Genomic DNA, 18,052 nt, shown 5'->3' with positions numbered 1-18,052 from the left:
TTACGCGAGTTGACTCAGACTGAACTGGCTGGCAAGCCGGATCGCCCCACTCAGCGCATCGCCCTGGGGCGGTACCAGCAGCGCGGCGATCTCCGCCGGAAGCCAGGGCTGAATCGGCGTGGCTAAGCCGCCCATCAACGCCAGCTTACCGTGGCTGCGCGCCAGCAGTGGCTGGACCATTTGCGCGATATCAGCGGCGGTTTGTTCAATTAAGGCAGTACCATGCACATCCCCCACCTGTGCGGCGGCGAACACCTCCGGCACGATCCGGCCCCAGTCGGCGGGTGTCGCCTGACGTGACCAGATTAGCATCTGTTCCGGGCTGTCGTGATAATGCGCCATGATACGTTGCGTCAGCGCCGAGGTCGGCACAATACCTTCATGGGCCAGCAGCGCCAGCCGCAATGCCCGCTGACCGAGCACCGCGCCGGAACCGGCATCAGATAATGCGAAGCCCCAGCCACCGAGCAGCGTAAAGCGTTCACCATCCCAGGCGGCACCCTGGCTGCCGGTGCCGGTAATAAACACCGCACCGGGCGCGCCCTGGTGTGCCCCGGCGCAGGCAATTTCGACATCGGTAAACACATAACGCGCCTGGCAAACCGGTTGCCAGCTAGCCAGACGCGCGTTGATCGACGCGACATTCGCCCCGGCCAACCCCGCCACCAGCACGGTTTGCGCCCGCGCCGCCGCCGGTAATGCTGCCTGAGTGAAGAGATCGTCAATCACCCGATCGATAGCGTCAATCGCCGCCTCAAACTGCGACCAGACATTGGCTGGCCCGCCGCGCGCTTCCGCCAGCAGTTGCCCCTGAGCGTCGGTAAGGCGTCCACGACAGTGCGTTCCACCCCCATCGATACCTAGCATAAGTGACTGCACGCGCTTCCTCCTGCCCTGCACCGCTCGGAATGACTCTTTATAGATGTGCGAAAGATAGGGTAAAAAAACTTAAATCGCAATAACAAATAAATATGGAAGCCACAACATCAAATAAAAATGATTAAAATCATACAAATAATAAAAAGTCAGATTTTTACACCCAGGATATTCATTGACATTAGTTTTTCTGCCGTAATAAGTTAGCGGTCAGATTATCAGCAGCCTGATGGGTCGGGCAGCTAACAGGCAACGGGCTTCAGGGGTATAACATGAAAGTGGGCATTATTGGTCTTGGCTTTCGTCTTTCCCATGTGGTGAAAGAGTTCAGCAAAGCCGATACAGAGTTCTCCGTCGTGGGTTATGTCGATCCGGCTCCAGCGGGTTTACCCAATCTCCACACCTTCGGTATCGATCCCGGTCAGGCGTTTGACAGCATTGACGCGCTGCTGAATCACGGCGGCTTTGATCTGCTGCTGGTCGGTTCACCGAACTTTATGCACCTCGAACATATTCGTCAGGGGCTGGCTGCGGGCTATACCGTGTTCACCGAGAAGCCGGTGGTGATCAATGAAGAACAGACCATGGCGATGGCGCAGCTGGTGCGGCAATACGGTCACGCGCGCATTCTGGTCGGCCTGGTGCTGCGTTACTCTCCGCTGTATCACGACCTGCTGGCAGCGCGCGATGATAAACGCCTCGGCGAGATCACCTCAATCGAAGCCACCGAACATATCAAGCCGTACCACGGTGCCTTCTTCCAGCGCGACTGGCGTCGTCTGGAGAAATATGCCGGTCCGTACATACTGGAAAAATGCTGCCACGATATCGATCTCTATCAGGGCTTGATGGGCGAGCGTCCGGTGCGCGTCGCCAGCTTTGGTGGCCGTAAATCCTTTACGCCGCAGCATGCACCACAGGGTGCCGTCACCCCCGCTTCCGAGTTGTATCACGTTAAACCGAGCGGCTGGTCAAGCACCGATGCGGTGTTTGATAGTGACGCCGATATCGTCGATTACCAGACAGCCATCATCGAATACGCCGGTGGCGCAACCCTCGCCTTCCACGCCAACCTGAATGTGCCGGATGAGTTCCGCCGTTTCTGCGTGATGGGGACGGACGGCATGGCGGAAGGCGACTTTGTGCGTAACTACTTCCGCGTACATAACGCCCGGACCGGCGAGCGTGAAGTGGACACCACCTACAGCGGCAACGCTTACGATGGTCACTATGGCGCTGATGCGCTGATGGCCGAAGAAATTGTGAAGCACATTAAACAGGGAACGCCGCTGAAGGTGACGGTGGTGGATGCACTGGAAGCCGGACTCACCGCGATTAAAATCGACGAAGCGCGTAAATCGAAAACCGTGGTGGATATGACAGAGAGCTGGAAACAATTTGACGCCAGCCTGGGGAAAACAGCGGCCGTATAACGGCCACTGCTCGCGATCCTTGCCCCCTGATCGCGAGCTTTATCATGGCAGTGCGGACTGGCAATACCCTTAACCGGCCTGTTGGCCGGTTTTTGTTGGCGGCACGACGGCAGTTTCGTTCTCCAGCTTCTGACGCTTACGCAAATGCGGGAACAGGGTCATCCAGAGAGCCACCACCACCAGCGTACCAATACCGCCCAGCGCCGCAGCTGGCACCGCACCAAGCCATGCCGCCAGCATGCCGGACTCAAATTCGCCCAGCTGGTTGGAAGTATTAATAAAGATGGCGTTGACCGCATTGACGCGTCCACGCATATCATCCGGCGTATCCAGCTGCACCAGCGAGCCACGAATCACCATGCTGACCATATCAAAAGCGCCTAACGCCGCCAGTGCCAGCAACGACAGCCACAGCTGGCTGGAAAGCGCGAAAATCAGCGTTGCCACGCCAAAACCCGCCACCGCGCCAAACATGATCATCCCAACATGCTTTTCCAGCTTGTGGCGACTGAGCCACACGCCAACCAGCAGCGCTCCTACCGACGGTGCGCCGCGCAACATGCCCAATCCCCAGGGGCCGGTATGCAAAATATCTTTGGCAAAAATCGGCAACAGCGCCGTCGCACCGCCGAGCAGCACCGCGAATAAATCGAGCGAAATCACCCCGAGCACATCTTTGCGTTCGCGGATGAAATGGACACCGGCAAACAGGTTGGTCAGGTTCATCGGCAGGCGCGTCTGTGGCGGGCGCTCATAACGGATACGGCTGACCAGCAGCAGCGAGAACAAATAGAACAAAGCGGCCACGCCGTACACCACATCCGGTCCGGCCACATACAGCAGCCCACCCAGCGTGGGACCAATGATCACCGCCGCCTGCCCCCCCACCGCATTGGCTGCTGTCGCGCGGGCGAGAATTTCTGGCGGCACCAGCGCCGGTAACATGGATGACAGCGCGGGCCATTCCAGGGCTTTTGCCACCGCAATCAGAAAGACCAGGCTCCAGATGGCGGTTTTATCCGCCCAGTGGAACAGCGTCAGCGCCACCAGCGCCAGCAACGCTGCCCACTCCACCAGCTGACCAAACAGCACAATCCGGCGACGATCAAACTGATCTGCCAGATGCCCGGCAGGCAGCGCCAGCAGCACCGAGGGCAGAAACTGCATCAGACCAATCATCCCCAGCGCCATCGCGCTGTTGGTTAACGAGTAGATCTGCCAGCTGACGGCAACCGAGAACATCTGAAAACCAAACGAAGAACAGGTGCGCGCCAGCCAGAAGGCGACAAACGACCTGTGTCGCAGCAGCGAGTCATCCGCAGCTGTTGCCAGTAAACCCATATTTATCCCATCCTGAATTGTGTTGCCGCCAGGCCATCAGGCATCTGGCTTTATGAAAAACCGCGCTGCAGTTTTCCTTATCTTTTTTTTCAGGCCACAGAGTGCGGGATTTTGCCACAACAGGCAACGGCAAGGCGTGCGCTTTAAAAACAGGTGGTTATAGGGGAAAAATTCAAAGGTAGAGATCTGAATATTAGCAGGCTTATTTTTTTATACTGAAAATAGCGTGACTTCCAAAACGTTACAATAAAGCGTTAATTACGGCTTTAATGCAGCCTAATATCTCTTTAGCAGAAACAGATAAAAAAGATGATCTTTGCAAAGGAAACGTTTTATATTAGCAAACGGATTATGGCAGCAGACCTACCATCATTATAATAACTCCAACCTTCCAGTTAATTAATTTATTCATAGAGATAAATGAAAAATAACGCATATAACCCTTATGTTACCGAGCGTATCCGCCGCTTTGATGGCGCAATGGCGGGTATCTGTTATTCAGCACCCTTTATGCATTGTGAGCAGGGCAGCCATACATTACTTAATGATCGCAACATAATTTCTTTGCAAAACCATCTGCCGGATATGCCAGAATTAATAATTATCCCTTTACAGGGAAATATGCTGACTGAGTTTTTACAGGCAACGGATAATTATTCCTTTTTGCAATCCGACAATGTCCGGTTGGCCATCAACTATGATGCCTTACAACAGGCCGGGCCTGAGTTGCAGTCGCGTGCGTTAGATTTCCGCTTCTGGCTCTATGACCTCGCATCGCCCGGTACGCGCTGGCAAAATATTGAGAACTTTCCCTTAAGCGGCATTGTTCTGACTGACGAGTTTTTCAGCGAAAATTATCTCAAGTTCAGCTTTCCATTTATGCTCTCTTCCTTCCGCGAAAGAGAAGCAGAGGTGATATTACGCACTTCACATCTGGTTTTGCCTGAAGAAAGCTATACTCGGTTGCATATCAGCGGCTGGCAGGAACAGCGAACCAGCAGCAATTTATTCGAAGTGTAAACGGTTACACAAAATAGCGCGTTTTCCCTTTATGGCCCGATATCCCCGGGCCTAACGCGATAATTCCCTCATAAAATGTCGCACTACTACCATTCCAGTGCTTTAAAGCACTAAAAAAGTCAAACCTGTTAACGTTTTTAAGATAAAATTTAACGCACAAGGATCATCTGACTTAACGGAAGAGTTCAGCTGCAAACATTTTCATCACCTCGTACCTTATATGGGGGAACAGCGCAACTTGTTGTTTCCTTTTAGATTTATGGCGAAATAAGAGGTCTATATTATGGGGAAAGCTTCCTCATCTTTTGGCATAATTCGCTTCCTGACAGTGCTGTTCGCACTGCTGACAGGCGCGTTTATGCTGGTTGGTGGCATTTGGTTAGCCGCCATTGGAGGTTCCTGGTACTACGTAATTGGCGGTGTGGTTATGTTAATCACCGCTATTTTGTTGTGGCGTCGTAGCAGTTCAGCATTGGTGTTGTATGCCCTGCTGCTGCTGGCCACGCTGGTGTGGGGCGTGTGGGAAGTCGGTTTCGACTTCTGGGCGCTGGCACCGCGTACCGACGTGCTGGTGATTTTTGGTATCTGGCTGGTGTTGCCGTTTGTGTATCGCAAACTCAACAACGCCAGTAAAGGTGCACTGAGCGCGATGGGTATTGCCCTGATCGCCAGCGCCCTGGTGCTGGCGTGGGCGGTATTCCACGATCCGCAGGAGCTGAATGGCACCCTGCCGGACGCGGCGGCCAACGCATCTCAGGCACAGCCGCTGAGCAACATCTCCGATGGCGACTGGCCAGCGTATGCGCGTGATCAGCAAGGCACCCGCTTCTCACCGCTTAAGCAAATCGATGCGAATAACGTAAAAAATCTGCAGGTAGCCTGGCAGTTCCAGACTGGCGACCTGAAGACCCCGAACGATCCGGGCGAAATCACTGATGAAGTGACCCCGATTAAAATCCGCGACACGCTGTATCTCTGCTCACCGCACCAAATCCTGTTTGCGCTGGATGCGAAAACCGGTAAGCAGAAATGGAAATTCGATCCAGGCCTGAAGCCGAACCCGACTTTCCAGCACGTAACCTGCCGTGGCGTGTCTTACCACGAAGTTCCGGCCGCTGCTGATGCGTCCAACACCCAGCCTGCGCTGTGCTCACGCCGTATTTACCTGCCGGTAAACGACGGTCGTCTGTTCGCGCTGGATGCAGACACGGGCGAACGTTGTGCCTCTTTCGGCAACAACGGCGAACTGGATCTGCAGCACAAACAGCCGGTGCTGACTCCGGGCCAGTATGAGCCGACTTCACCGCCGATCATCACCGATACCACCATCATCATTGCCGGTGCGGTGACGGATAACTACTCCACCCGTGAGCCGTCTGGTGCCATCCGTGGCTTTGACGTCAACACCGGTAAACTGCTGTGGGTCTTCGATCCGGGCGCGAAAGATCCGAACGCGATCCCTGACGATGAACACACCTTTACCATGAACTCGCCGAACTCCTGGGCACCGGCGGTGTACGATCCGAAACTGGATATCGTTTACCTGCCAATGGGTGTGTCGACGCCGGATATCTGGGGTGGCAACCGTACGCCAGACCAGGAACGTTATGCGAGCAGCGTACTGGCGCTGAACGCTACCACCGGTAAGCTGGTGTGGTCGTATCAGACGGTGCATCACGATCTGTGGGATATGGACCTGCCGTCTCAGCCGACGCTGGCCGATATCACTGACAAAGATGGCAACACCGTACCGGTGATTTATGCACCGGCGAAAACCGGTAACATCTTTGTGCTGGATCGCCGCACCGGTAAGCCTGTCGTCCCGGCACCGGAAACCCCGGTTCCGCAGGGTGCCGCTAAAGGTGACCACGTTTCACCGACCCAGCCTTACTCAGAACTGACCTTCCGTCCGAAGCAGAATCTGACTGATAAGGATATGTGGGGCGCGACCATGTACGACCAGCTGGTGTGCCGCGTGATCTTCAAGCGCCTGCGCTATGACGGTCCGTTCACGCCGCCGTCTGAGCAGGGTACGCTGGTGTTCCCGGGTAACCTCGGTATGTTCGAATGGGGTGGCATTGCTGTCGATCCGCATCGTCAGATCGCTATCGCTAACCCGATGGCCCTGCCGTTCGTTTCCAAACTGATTCCGCGCGGTCCGGGCAACCCGATCGAGCCACCGAAAGGTGCGGAAGGCGGTTCGGGTACCGAAAGCGGTGTTCAGCCACAGTACGGCGTACCGTATGGCGTGGAACTGAACGCGTTCCTGTCACCGTTTGGTCTGCCGTGTAAACAACCGGCATGGGGCTATGTCTCTGCTGTTGACCTGAAAACCAACGAAACCGTGTGGAAAAAACGCATTGGTACGGTTCGCGATAGCGCGCCGGTTCCGCTGCCGTTCAAGATGGGTATGCCGATGCTCGGCGGTCCGATCACCACAGCCGGTAACGTGTTCTTCATCGGTGCGACCGCAGATAACTACCTGCGTGCTTTCAGCACCAACACCGGTGAAATGCTGTGGCAGGCACGTCTGCCAGCTGGCGGCCAGGCAACGCCGATGACCTATGAAGTGGATGGCAAGCAGTACGTTGTTATCGCTGCGGGTGGTCACGGTTCGTTTGGTACCAAGCTGGGCGACTACGTGATTGCCTACGCACTGCCGGATGAGAAATAGCCATAAATAAAGCGGACTTCGGTCCGCTTTTTTATGTCTCAATATCCGTAGCGGCGCGATTTATCGCGCGTCTTTTAAACACCGCGCGATAAATCGCGCCGCTACGCATCAACGCCTCCGCAACACCCGCGCATTTAATAATGCGCACAACGCCATAATCACGCAGGTCGCCAGAAACACCGGACGCATGCCAAACGCCCCACCGACGAAACCACCAAACAACGGCCCACTCACCTGCCCGACATACTGCGCTGAAGTCGAATAACCCAGCATTTTCCCTACCTGGGCCTGTGGGACATTGTGGCGAATCAGGGCAGTAACGCACGGCATCAAGCCGCCCAACGCCATCCCCATCAGGAAACGCAGCGCGATCAATTGCCAGGCTGCGGTGATAAAGGCCTGCGGAATCAGTAGCAACGCACAGGCAACCAGACCATACACCAGCACCCGGCCATGGCCGATGCGATCCGCCAGTCGCCCGAGGCGTGGAGCAGAAAGAATGCTGCCCAGTGCCGCCGCCGCCATCACCAGGCCCGCGGTGACGGTAATCGCGTGATCGCCAGTGACAAACTGCCCGACATACAGCGTGATAATCGGTTCAATCGACATATTGGCGAAAATCAGCAACATCCCCGACAGCCACATCAACCGCACCACGGGCAGATTAACCGGTTTCTCATCGGTATTGCCGCTCTGCGCCACCTTTTTGGCCTGGCGTGGTGCTTCTTTCAGTAAAAAGGTGGTGGCGAGGAAGGCGAGAAAAATCACCGCGCCGGTCAGCCAGAATGTGTGACGAATACCAATCAAGGGCGGCAGCACCCCGCCCAGCAACGGCCCCACCACATTGCCTGCCATAATGCCGGAGGACAGCACCCCCAGCGCCCAGCCGGTCTGCTCTTTCGGCGTTTGCGCGGCGACCAGAATGGTCGATCCCGAGGCATAGCCCCCCAGCAGCCCCGCCAGCAATCGCAGCGCCACTAACTGCCAGGGGGCGGTTGCCATGCCAATCAGCGACATGGCAATCGCCATTCCCAGGCTGGCGCGGATCAGCATCAGCTTACGACCATAGCGATCCGCCAGTTTGCCCCACAGCGGCGCGGTGAGCGCGGCGCTGAAAAAAGTTGCGCCATAGGCCACCCCCGACCAGCGTGCAATCGCTGCCGGTTCCTGTACGCCAAGCTGCTGCACATATAACGGCAGAAACGGCAGCAGCAGCGTCATCGCCACAATGGTGCTAAAGGAACCCAGTACGCAGACGAACAGATTGCGTTTCCAGTGTTGCTGTTCAGGCGCTAACGCCGTTGGAGGTTGCTGCATAATGATATCCCGGTTTTAAACTGATTCTCAGGCTAACAGCGGTTCAGCATCGATAACAGACAGGCGGGAATATTTGCCACGCAGGTTGCTATTGTTGCCAAAAGGCAACAATCAGCCATCGCCTAATGCGGTGATGAGCGCATCACACAGCAGGGTGACGGGTGACGACGGCTCGGGCTGGTTTTTCAGCAGCAGATAACTATGCAAACGATCCATTTGCCACTCCGGCAGCACCTGCACAATCTCGCCGCGCGCCAGTGATTCCTGTGTCATATAGGCAGGCAGGTAGGCGATACCGGTTCCGGCCAGGGCGGCATTCAGCAGCGCCATGCTGTTATTGGCGCGAAAACGACTGCGCACATCCAGCGCCAGACGCTGTTTATCGCGCCGAAACGGCAAGGCTGCCGTATGGGCCGGGCCGTGAAACAGCAGCAAATCATGACGGGTTAAGCGCTCGGGATGATCGATAGGTGGATGCGCCGCCAGGTAATCCGGTGCCGCGTATAATCCCCAGTCGATGGTGTTCAACTCACGATAGTCAGGCACTTCCGGGGCGCGTTGACGGATCACAATCGCCACATCGGCGCTGCTTTGCGGGTCCTCGTTGATGCGGTCCGTCAGTTCCAGGTCGACGTTGATATGAATATGGCGACGGATAAAGTGGTTCAGCGTCGGCACCACGCACTGGCAACCGAATGTCACCGGAGCCTGCAACCGCACGTTCCCGGCGGGCAACTGATGTACCTGTTGCACAAAAGCATCGGCGCGATGCATTTCGTCGAGCAGGCGGGTACAGAACGGGTAGTACGCCTGCCCCAGCTCCGTCAGCGCCACCTTGCGCGTGGTGCGCTGCAACAATTTGATTCCGAGGCGGATTTCCAGCCGGGCGATTTCACGGCTGACGTAGGATTTTGATACGCCGAGCGTACGGGCAGCTTCGCTAAAACTTTGTCGTTCAACCACGCGCGCAAACAACATCATGGCGGTGAGATTGTCGCTGTTGTCCATTGTCCATAACCGACAGAGGAAAGGAGAACAGCAGCTTAAAAGGATTGGTGCACAATAGCACCTGATTTCCCGCGACGACGTAACTACGGGAAATCAGGCTAGCGACTCAACTGGCCACCGCCAGCGGAAACAGCAGACGATCCTGTTCCACGCGGCGCTGACGACGCAGCTGGCCCGGTGTCACACGGAAGTAGTTTTTAAAGGTGCGGGTATACGCCTGCTGGGTGTCAAAGCCGTAGCTCATCGCCACCTGCAGGATCGCCTCATCACTGTTAAGTAGCGTCAGCGCTGACTCCGTCAACCGGCGCTGGCGAATGTACTCGGCCAGTGAAAATCCGGTGTGCTGACGAAACAGACGTTGCAGGTGCCAGCGGGAATAACCCGAACGGCGTGCTACCTCATCCAGATGTAAATCGTGTCCTAAGTTGTCTTCTATCCAGTCCAGCAAACTGCGGATAAATTGACTCTGATTCATGGCTCCTCCAGATACGACGTGATGTCCAGTGAAGCCACTTTAGCGCGTTAAATTTATCCCTTAATTAGCAGAAAATTAGCGCAGAATTAGCAAGGGGGAAAACGGGTGTAATTCTGCGCTAATTTTGCAGCGCTACACTGTTTGTATTGATTTTAGAGGACCTCATACCATGCGAGTGCTGCTGGTTGAAGATGATGAAATGATTGGCGCTAACCTGCAGCAGGCGCTGGAGGCGGCGGGCTGGTCGGTGGATTGGGTGCGGGATGGCGTCTTTGCCAGCAACGCCTGGGCCGAAGGCGGCTACAGCTGCGTACTGCTGGATCTCGGTTTGCCACGCGAAGATGGTATCCATGTGCTGCGTCGCGCACGCACGCGCGGTGATATGACGCCGGTGCTGGTGTTGACCGCACGCGATACCGTCGCGCAGCGCATCCAGGGCCTCGACAGTGGTGCCGATGATTACCTGTTGAAACCCTTTGATCTGCAAGAGGTGCTGGCGCGAATGCGAGCGATTACCCGACGCCGCCACGGTGCGGCGGATTCCCTGTTAGGCAGTGGCGATGTGCAGCTCGATATGATGACGCGTGAAGTGCTGTATAAAGGCCAGCGTGAGCAACTTACCGCGCGTGAATATGCCCTGCTCTACGCCTTGCTGGAGCGCCCAGGGGCGATTCTTTCGCGCGAACAACTGGAAAACCGCATCTACGGCTGGGGTGAAGAAGTCACCAGCAATGCCGTGGATGTTTTGATTCACGGCATGCGTCGTAAACTGGACAACGAAGTGATTCGCAACGTGCGCGGTCTTGGCTGGCGAGTTCCTGCAATATGAAACCCTTCACTTTTATGCGCTCACTGCGTAATAAACTGCTGACTACCCTGCTGCTGATGCATTTAGCAATGATTGGCGGCGTCACCTCTTATTTTTACAGCTGCTACGGCGATATGATCGGTACGATGAAAGACGATCAGCTGGCGAAAATCGCCGATGCCTGGGCCAGCAGCAAACGCATTCCGGCGCTGATGCCGCTGATGCTCAACGCGGACAAACTGAAAAGCGCCTATGTGGTGCAACTGTGGGATGCCAATAACGAGCTTCGCGCCAGTTCCTGGCCGGAGCTGCGCGCGCCGTTGCAAAATAAAAAGGGCTGGAACGATGTACAAATCGGCGATTGTGAGGATTGCAACTGGCGGGTGTTCAACCGTCCCGGCGAGCCTGGCAGCGATATCGCCAACATTCAGGTGCTCTACAACATCGGCTATATGAAAAGCGTGATGGTGAAGCGCGCCATGTCAGCGATTATCCCACTGATTTTAATGATGCCGCTTTCCCTGTTGGTGATCTGGCTGGTGGTGCGCGCGATTACACGTGATTTACGCGTGGCGTCCCGTCAGATTGCCGCGCAGGAGATGCTGCATCCCGACAGCGTACCGCCGGATGGCTTGCCAGACGAGATCCTGCCGCTGGTTGATGCCTACAATTCGCTGCTCGATAAACTGCGTGCAGCCTGGTCGTCACAGCGCCAGTTCCTTGAAGATGCCGCCCATGAGCTGCGCACCCCGGTGACGGCGGTCACGCTGCAACTGGAAAACCTGCGTCAGCATATCCAGCCGGGTGAGGCCAGCCGCCAGTTTGATCAACTGGAAGCGGGCGTCACGCGCACGCGCCATCTGGTGACGCAGCTGCTGAATATCTCCCGTCAGGAAGATCAGTCAGTAGTGGTGACAATCGAGAATATCGAGCTGGAAGACCTGCTGAAAGAAAGCATAGAACAGCTGATGGTGGTGGCGGATAAGCGGGGTATCGATATTGGCTTTAACGGCACCACTCATTACCGCATTCAGGCCAGCCGCTCCGATTTACGCAGCCTGTTCGATAACCTGATCGGCAATGCCATGTTGCACACGCCAGAAGGCAGCCTGGTGGACGTGTTACTGCATCGCGTCGGCAACCATACCGTGGTGGATATCGTCGATAACGGCCCCGGTATGCCGGAAGCCTTTATCGAACGTGCGTTTGACCGCTTCACCCGTTCGCCAGATGTGCAGGCGCAGGGCAGCGGCCTTGGCCTGTCGATTGTGCGCAGCGTGGCGCAAAAGCATCGTATGCAGGTGGCGCTGTCGAACTGCCGGAGTCCGCAGGGCAAAATCTGCGGATTGCAGGTGCGCGTGACCTTACCGTAACCCCCTCTCTGTCCCGTAGCGGCGCGATTTATCGCGCTGTTTTTTTTACCGTGCCCCTCCTGGCGAAAACCTGCGCGATGAATGTGCCCCTCCTGGCAAAAACCTGCGCGATAAATCGCGCCGCTACATTCTATTTCTGCATCAAACATTTTTGCGGCGGTACGCGACAACGTAAACGGTTGCGGGGTTCCGTTCGTTTCATGACAATAATGTGACATAACTCACATTTCTGGTGAATGGAATTGCAACACTTTTTGACAAACGTGATCAAAATCTATTTTCTATCCGACTGATACAGGCACCCTACGCGAGCTTTAAAAACCGGCGGCTCAGACCGGCTTAAAACAATTCACCGCCCACCCCTGGGATCGACTGACACCGATCGCGCACTTTTACTGCGATCACGAGCATGTGGTTAACGATAATGAAATATAAAGCATTGATAGCAGGGGCCTTACTGGCCAGTAGCTGGACCGGCGCGACACAAGCGGCAGACAGCAACCCGCAATACCTTTCAGATTGGTGGCATCAGAGCGTCAACGTAGTGGGCAGTTACCACACCCGTTTCGGGCCACAGTTTAATAACGACGTGTATCTGGAATACGAAGCCTTTGCGAAAAAGGACTGGTTTGATTTCTACGGCTACCTCGACCTGACCAACTTCTTCGGTCTGGGCAACAGCAACGCCAACGGCATTTTCGACCACGGTTCGCCGATGTTCATGGAAATTGAGCCGCGTTTCTCCATCGATAAACTGACCGGCACCAGCCTGGCATTTGGTCCGTTTAAAGAGTGGTACTTCGCCAACAACTACATCTATGACATGGGTCGCAACGCGTCACAGCGTCAGAATACCTGGTATATGGGTCTGGGTACCGATATCGACACCCACTCTGACGTTGGCCTGTCGCTGAACGTGTACGCCAAATACCAGTGGCAGAACTACGGTGCGGCGAACGAAAACAGCTGGGATGGTTACCGCTTCAAAGTGAAATACTTTGTGCCGATTACAGACCTGTGGGGCGGTAAGCTGAGCTACATCGGCTTCACCAACTTTGACTGGGGTTCTGATCTGCGCGACGAGACCGGTACATCACGTACCAGCAACTCAATTGCCTCCAGCCATATCCTGTCGCTGAATTATGACCACTGGCACGTTTCAACCGTGGCGCGTTGGTTCCATAACGGTGGACAATGGGCGGATGGCCAGGAGCTGAACTTCGGCAACGGTCCGTTTGAAGTGAAATCTACCGGCTGGGGTTACTACCTGGTGGTTGGATATAATTTCTAAATTGGCAAATGCTCCATCTGTAGCGGCGCGATTTATCGCGCAGTTTTTTCTGGCACAGCGCACAGAACTGCGCGATAAATCGCGCCGCTACGGGGTAATGCTTTTAAATCCGCGGCTTGTACGCATTGACCATCCAGGGCACGCCGAACTTATCGGTAAACATGCCAAAGCCGTTCGCCCAGAACGTTGGCTCCCAGTTTTTCGTCACCTGTCCACCTGCCGACAACGCATCGAACCAGCGTTTGCCCTGCACTTCATCCGGGGTGGAAAGGCTCACCGCAAATCCGCTGTAATGCGTCTCGCGATTGCCGTCGCTTAGCATGATTTCGCCCTGTCCGATGCGCAGATGCGCATGCATGATGTGCTCCGGGGGAAACGTCATACCAGACGGACAACCCTCCATTGATTCGGTCTCCGGCATATCGCCAAAGGTCATTTTAAACAACAACTCGCCGTCAGTAGCCTCAAGGTAAAACGCGATGGCCTCTTCGCAACGGCCGTCATAAAACAAATAAGGGGTAATTTGCATGGTCTGTTCTCCATAGTGAACGCCCGATGCCAAGTGTAGTGCGTGGTGGGAAAACAGGACGCGAGCCGGGCCGCACTCTTACCTTTGTTGACAATAGCGGCGGAACAGCTGCGCCATATAGGCGCTCATCGGCGTCAGCGCGGTGTCCTTGCGCTGAATCAGGTAGAACATGGCTTTCGGCAGCGGATCGTCCAGCTCCAGCGCCAGCAGTTGGCCGCCGTGTGTCGGATCTTCAATCACATCCCGTGAGATGATGCTGACAAAATCAGTCTTTGCCACCAGGCTGGTACAGGCCATAAACGTTTCGCAGGTGACGACGATTTTCGGTGCCATACCACGCTCACCAAACATATCGTGCAACAGCCGATAATAACTGCCCTGCGGCGTTGGCATGGTCCAGTCGCAATGTTGTAGCTCCGCCAGCGAGCGCGCATGGGCCATCGGATGCCCTTTACGCACCACCACCTGGTAATCACGTTCCATCAACCTTTCGTAGGTTAACTCCTGATCGAGGTGACTTTGATCGTAGGTATTGATGGTGAAATCCAGCGCGCCCTGGCGCAGCTCATGCACCATCGCCACCAGCTGCCCTTCCACGATACGCACCTTCACCAGCGGATACTCACGGTGAAAATGGTTAATCACCTGGGGCATCACCGTGCGCGCAATGCTGCCGCCGACGCCAATGTTCACCCTGCCGCCCGCCAGCCCCAGCCGCTGCTGAATATCCTCCTGCGCCACGCGCAGCTCCTCCAGCACCAGGCTGGCATGACGAAAAAAGTTATCACCGATATCAGTCAGGGTAACCCCCTGATGCCGCCGCTCAAATAAACGCGCGCCAAGTGATAATTCCAACTCCTGGATCGCCTTGGTCAGCGCAGGCTGTGAAACGCCTGACAGGCGACTGGCGGCGCGAATGCTCCCCTGGCGGGCAACATCGACAAAGGCGCGCAGCTGATGCAGTTTTAAATTAGCGGACATGATGGCTCGGTGATAACTGTTGTTTATCAGGCATAAGATATTCCCATCTTATGCGCGCCAATACCATTGTGTAGATTCGGGACAATGCATAAAAAACCAACATTAAGGAAATAGCGATGAAAACCCTTTCCGACCACGTCAGCGCGCTGGTACCGCAGATGCAAACCTGGCGGCGCGACCTGCACCAGTTTGCCGAATCAGGTTGGCTGGAATTTCGTACCGCAACCCTGGTGGCCGAGGAACTGCATCGCCTGGGGTATCCGCTGAAGCTGGGCCGGGAAGTGATTGATGCCGATGCACGCATGGGACTGCCGTCGGACGCGGTGCTGGCAGCACAGGAAGCGCGCGCACTTGAGCAAGGGGCACTGCCGCAGTGGCTTAGCCATTTCTCCGGCGGCTTTTGCGGCATCGTCGCCACACTGGAAACCGGTCGTCCCGGTCCGGTGATGGGTTTTCGCGTCGATATGGATGCGCTCGATCTCAATGAAAGCAACGCGGCGGATCACCTGCCACAACGCGAAGGTTTTGCCTCCTGCAATGCGGGCATGATGCACGCCTGTGGTCACGACGGCCACACCACTATCGGCCTCGGCCTCGCCAGGGTTTTGATGGCGATGAAAGATCAGCTGAGCGGCACCATCAAACTGATTTTCCAGCCCGCCGAAGAAGGCGTGCGCGGTGCGAAAGCGATGGTAGCGGCTGGCGTGGTTGATGATGTCGATCTGTTTACCGCTATCCACCTCGGCACTGGCGTGCCTGCGGGCGAAATCGTTTGCGGCAGCGACAGCTTCCTCGCCACCACCAAACTTGATGTGCAGTTTACCGGCGTCGGTGCCCATGCCGGTGGTCGCCCGGAAGAAGGCCGTAACGCGTTACTGGCGGCAGCCCAGGCAACGCTGGCACTGCATAACCTGCCGCAACATAGCGGTGGCGTGGCACGCGTCAACGTCGGCGTATTGCAGGCGGGCACGGGGCGCAACGTGGTGGCCGATACCGCGCTGATGAAGGTGGAAACGCGCGGCGTCAGCAACCAGGTGAACGACGATATTTATCAGCAGGCGCTGCGCGTGATTGCCGGAGCAGCGGCGATGTACGGTGTCGAATCTGAGGTCAAACTGATGGGCGGCGCGCGCAGCTGCACGCCAAGTCAGCCGTGGGTGGCCTTTATCCACCAGCAGGCCGAGGCGCTGGGCCTGTTCAACTCGGTTGTCGATACCAAACAGCAGGCGGCCGGTTCCGAAGATGCCACTTATATGCTGGAGCGCGTACAACAACGCGGCGGCCAGGCATCCTATGTGATTTTTGGCTGTGAGCTGGCGGCAGGCCATCACAACGCGAAGTTTGATTTCGACGAAGCGATTATGGCCACGGCGGTACAGACTCTGGCAACCCTGGCGCTGAATCAGGCGCAGTTCGGGAGCCAGCAATGAGTCATCACGACTTTATCGATAACTATATTAACCAGCACCAGGTGCGCTTCAGCGCCATCAGCGATGCCATCTGGGATGTGCCAGAAACCCGCTTCGAAGAGACGAAGTCTTCCGCACTGCTGGCCGACGCGCTGGAGCAGGAAGGTTTCGCCGTTGAGCGCGGTGTCGGTGGCATTGAAACCGCCTTTATCGCCAGCATCGGTAGCGGTAAGCCGGTCATTGCCATTCTCGGTGAGTTTGATGCCTTAGCCGGGTTGAGCCAGAAAGCGGCCTGTGCAGAGCCGCAGCCGCTGGTGGAAAACGGCAACGGCCACGGTTGTGGACACAACCTGCTGGGCACCGCGGGTCTCGCGGCGGCCTTCGCCATCAAAGCCTGGTGGGCAGAACACGGTCAGCGCGGTACGTTGCGTTTTTACGGCTGCCCCGGCGAAGAAGGCGGTTCCGGCAAAACCTATATGGTGCGCGAAGGGCTGTTTGACGATGTCGATGCCGCCGTGACCTGGCACCCGGAAGGCTTTAGCGGCATGTTTAACCTCAGCACCCTCGCCAATATCCAGGCCGCTTTCCACTTCAAAGGGGTGGCGGCGCACGCAGCCAATTCACCCCATCTGGGTCGCAGCGCCCTCGATGCGGTGACGCTGATGAACACCGGGGCCAACTTTCTGCGCGAGCATATCGTGCAGGAAGCTCGCCTCCATTATGCGGTGACCAACGCTGGCGGCGTCTCCCCCAACGTGGTGCAGGCCGATGCCGAGGTGTTGTATCTGATTCGCGCCCCGCAGCTTGATCAGGCTCAGGATATTTATCAACGGGTGATCAATATCGCCAAAGGCGCAGCGCTGATGACTGACACGCAAATGACGGTGCGTTTCGATAAAGCCTGTTCCAACTATGTTCCTAACCGCGCGCTGGAAGCGGTGATGGACGGTTATCTGCGCCAGTTCGGCCTGCCGGAATACAGCGCGGAGGAGCGCGCCTTTGCCACGCAGATCCGCGCCACGCTATCCAAAGATGATCTGCGCAACGCGCGGCTTAACGCAGCACGTACCGGCAGCGAAGCCGGAGTGGCCTGGACTGACGCACTGGGGGATAAGGTGCTGATGGATGAGGTGGCCCCCTATGCGGTGACGCGTGAATTGCTGTATGGCTCCACCGATGTTGGCGATGTCAGCTGGGTGACGCCTACCGCGCAATGCTTCACCCCCTGCTTTGCTTTTGGCACGCCGCTGCATACCTGGCAGCTGGTGGCGCAGGGGCGTACCGCCATCGCCCATAAAGGGATGAGCCTGGCGGCGAAAGTGCTGGCCGCCACCGCCCTCACCCTGCTCAACGACAGCGCAGCACTGGCACGCTGCCGCGAGGAGTTTACCCGCGTGCGCAGTGAACAACCGTATCAGTGCCCGATTCCACCCGGCGTGCAGCCATCAAAGCTGACGTCATGATAATAAACCCGCGCCCCACGCAGGCGCGGGATGCTGTATCCAATAAAAAAATAA

15 protein-coding genes are annotated in these 18,052 nt (G+C 56.4%); 8 read left to right on the top strand and 7 right to left on the bottom strand.

The genetic code is table 11. The features are described 5' to 3' along the window. Window positions 1-867, bottom strand: coding sequence for a BadF/BadG/BcrA/BcrD ATPase family protein (locus CUN67_RS01695; protein WP_439332278.1), 867 nt, complete (start codon window positions 865-867; stop codon window positions 1-3). A 281-nt stretch (window positions 868-1,148) separates the two neighbouring features. On the opposite strand from CUN67_RS01695, the gene CUN67_RS01690 reads away from it, so the two are divergent. After that, window positions 1,149-2,309 (top strand): Gfo/Idh/MocA family protein, encoded by a 1,161-nt coding sequence (locus CUN67_RS01690; protein ID WP_208713741.1) that lies wholly within the window; start codon window positions 1,149-1,151, stop codon window positions 2,307-2,309. 69 nt (window positions 2,310-2,378) lie between these two features. Here the strand turns inward: CUN67_RS01690 and CUN67_RS01685 are convergent, their stop codons facing one another. After that, entirely contained in the window at window positions 2,379-3,650 is a 1,272-nt protein-coding gene (locus tag CUN67_RS01685) for an MFS transporter (protein WP_208713740.1), read from the bottom strand. Between the two features lie 480 nt (window positions 3,651-4,130). Between CUN67_RS01685 and CUN67_RS01680 the strand changes: the two genes are divergently transcribed. Together CUN67_RS01680 and CUN67_RS01675 are read left to right on the top strand one after the other, a co-directional pair. Beyond that, on the top strand, window positions 4,131-4,670 hold the full coding sequence (locus CUN67_RS01680; protein ID WP_254711371.1) for a hypothetical protein: 540 nt from the start codon (window positions 4,131-4,133) through the stop codon (window positions 4,668-4,670). A gap of 283 nt (window positions 4,671-4,953) precedes the next feature. Continuing rightward, complete coding sequence (locus tag CUN67_RS01675) at window positions 4,954-7,344, top strand: glucose/quinate/shikimate family membrane-bound PQQ-dependent dehydrogenase (RefSeq protein ID WP_208713738.1); 2,391 nt, start codon at window positions 4,954-4,956, stop codon at window positions 7,342-7,344. 108 nt (window positions 7,345-7,452) lie between these two features. On the opposite strand, the gene CUN67_RS01670 is transcribed toward CUN67_RS01675, so the two are convergent. From CUN67_RS01670 to CUN67_RS01660, 3 genes are all read right to left on the bottom strand, one after another. Beyond that, entirely contained in the window at window positions 7,453-8,661 is a 1,209-nt protein-coding gene (locus CUN67_RS01670; protein WP_208713737.1) for an MFS transporter, read from the bottom strand. Window positions 8,662-8,772: 111 nt separating this feature from the next. Then, entirely contained in the window at window positions 8,773-9,669 is an 897-nt protein-coding gene (locus tag CUN67_RS01665; protein WP_084871890.1) for a LysR family transcriptional regulator, read from the bottom strand. A gap of 106 nt (window positions 9,670-9,775) precedes the next feature. Further along, a complete protein-coding gene (locus CUN67_RS01660) occupies window positions 9,776-10,144 on the bottom strand; it encodes a helix-turn-helix domain-containing protein (RefSeq protein WP_208713736.1) in 369 nt (122 codons plus the stop codon). 169 nt (window positions 10,145-10,313) lie between these two features. Here CUN67_RS01660 and CUN67_RS01655 point away from each other — a divergent pair, with 169 nt between their 5' ends. The 3 genes from CUN67_RS01655 to CUN67_RS01645 all read left to right on the top strand — a co-directional run bounded on the left by CUN67_RS01655 (window position 10,314) and on the right by CUN67_RS01645 (window position 13,616). After that, on the top strand, window positions 10,314-10,973 hold the full coding sequence (locus CUN67_RS01655) for a response regulator (protein ID WP_084871889.1): 660 nt from the start codon (window positions 10,314-10,316) through the stop codon (window positions 10,971-10,973). Continuing rightward, window positions 10,970-12,325, top strand: coding sequence for a sensor histidine kinase (locus tag CUN67_RS01650; protein WP_208713735.1), 1,356 nt, complete (start codon window positions 10,970-10,972; stop codon window positions 12,323-12,325). Before CUN67_RS01655 ends, CUN67_RS01650 begins: the two co-directional genes overlap by 4 nt. Window positions 12,326-12,749: 424 nt before the next feature. Next, complete coding sequence (locus CUN67_RS01645; RefSeq protein ID WP_084871887.1) at window positions 12,750-13,616, top strand: nucleoside-specific channel-forming protein Tsx; 867 nt, start codon at window positions 12,750-12,752, stop codon at window positions 13,614-13,616. Between the two features lie 103 nt (window positions 13,617-13,719). Here the strand turns inward: CUN67_RS01645 and yjdN are convergent, their stop codons facing one another. Both yjdN and CUN67_RS01635 read right to left on the bottom strand, forming a co-directional pair. After that, window positions 13,720-14,145: a VOC family metalloprotein YjdN gene (yjdN, locus tag CUN67_RS01640; RefSeq protein WP_208713734.1), complete on the bottom strand. Its 426-nt coding sequence runs from the start codon at window positions 14,143-14,145 to the stop codon at window positions 13,720-13,722. A gap of 78 nt (window positions 14,146-14,223) precedes the next feature. After that, window positions 14,224-15,126, bottom strand: a complete 903-nt coding sequence (locus CUN67_RS01635; protein WP_208713733.1) for a LysR family transcriptional regulator — start codon at window positions 15,124-15,126, stop codon at window positions 14,224-14,226. 116 nt (window positions 15,127-15,242) lie between these two features. Between CUN67_RS01635 and CUN67_RS01630 the strand changes: the two genes are divergently transcribed. Both CUN67_RS01630 and CUN67_RS01625 read left to right on the top strand, forming a co-directional pair. Then, on the top strand, window positions 15,243-16,556 hold the full coding sequence (locus tag CUN67_RS01630; RefSeq protein WP_208713732.1) for an amidohydrolase: 1,314 nt from the start codon (window positions 15,243-15,245) through the stop codon (window positions 16,554-16,556). After that, entirely contained in the window at window positions 16,553-17,998 is a 1,446-nt protein-coding gene (locus CUN67_RS01625; RefSeq protein ID WP_208713731.1) for a M20 family metallopeptidase, read from the top strand. Before CUN67_RS01630 ends, CUN67_RS01625 begins: the two co-directional genes overlap by 4 nt. Window positions 17,999-18,052: the final 54 nt, after the last annotated feature.

It is taken from the genome of Pantoea cypripedii (assembly GCF_011395035.1).
GTDB lineage: Bacteria > Pseudomonadota > Gammaproteobacteria > Enterobacterales > Enterobacteriaceae > Pantoea > Pantoea cypripedii_A.
The sequence above is the reverse complement of the archived record's forward strand: the minus strand, read 5'-3'. Positions and strand labels throughout refer to the sequence as shown.

Excerpts from the sequence above, each read along its gene's own strand:
- CUN67_RS01650 (WP_208713735.1), top strand. The coding sequence starts at position 10,970 with ATGAAACCCTTCACTTTTATGCGCTCACTGCGTAATAAACTGCTGACT.
- CUN67_RS01690 (WP_208713741.1), top strand. The coding sequence starts at position 1,149 with ATGAAAGTGGGCATTATTGGTCTTGGCTTTCGTCTTTCCCATGTGGTG.
- CUN67_RS01680 (WP_254711371.1), top strand. The coding sequence starts at position 4,131 with ATGGCGGGTATCTGTTATTCAGCACCCTTTATGCATTGTGAGCAGGGC.
- CUN67_RS01630 (WP_208713732.1), top strand. The coding sequence starts at position 15,243 with ATGAAAACCCTTTCCGACCACGTCAGCGCGCTGGTACCGCAGATGCAA.
- CUN67_RS01670 (WP_208713737.1), bottom strand. The coding sequence starts at position 8,661 with ATGCAGCAACCTCCAACGGCGTTAGCGCCTGAACAGCAACACTGGAAA.
- CUN67_RS01645 (WP_084871887.1), top strand. The coding sequence starts at position 12,750 with ATGAAATATAAAGCATTGATAGCAGGGGCCTTACTGGCCAGTAGCTGG.
- yjdN (WP_208713734.1), bottom strand. The coding sequence starts at position 14,145 with ATGCAAATTACCCCTTATTTGTTTTATGACGGCCGTTGCGAAGAGGCC.
- CUN67_RS01655 (WP_084871889.1), top strand. The coding sequence starts at position 10,314 with ATGCGAGTGCTGCTGGTTGAAGATGATGAAATGATTGGCGCTAACCTG.
- CUN67_RS01685 (WP_208713740.1), bottom strand. The coding sequence starts at position 3,650 with ATGGGTTTACTGGCAACAGCTGCGGATGACTCGCTGCTGCGACACAGG.
- CUN67_RS01675 (WP_208713738.1), top strand. The coding sequence starts at position 4,954 with ATGGGGAAAGCTTCCTCATCTTTTGGCATAATTCGCTTCCTGACAGTG.
- CUN67_RS01635 (WP_208713733.1), bottom strand. The coding sequence starts at position 15,126 with ATGTCCGCTAATTTAAAACTGCATCAGCTGCGCGCCTTTGTCGATGTT.
- CUN67_RS01625 (WP_208713731.1), top strand. The coding sequence starts at position 16,553 with ATGAGTCATCACGACTTTATCGATAACTATATTAACCAGCACCAGGTG.
- CUN67_RS01665 (WP_084871890.1), bottom strand. The coding sequence starts at position 9,669 with ATGGACAACAGCGACAATCTCACCGCCATGATGTTGTTTGCGCGCGTG.
- CUN67_RS01660 (WP_208713736.1), bottom strand. The coding sequence starts at position 10,144 with ATGAATCAGAGTCAATTTATCCGCAGTTTGCTGGACTGGATAGAAGAC.
- CUN67_RS01695 (WP_439332278.1), bottom strand. The coding sequence starts at position 867 with ATGCTAGGTATCGATGGGGGTGGAACGCACTGTCGTGGACGCCTTACC.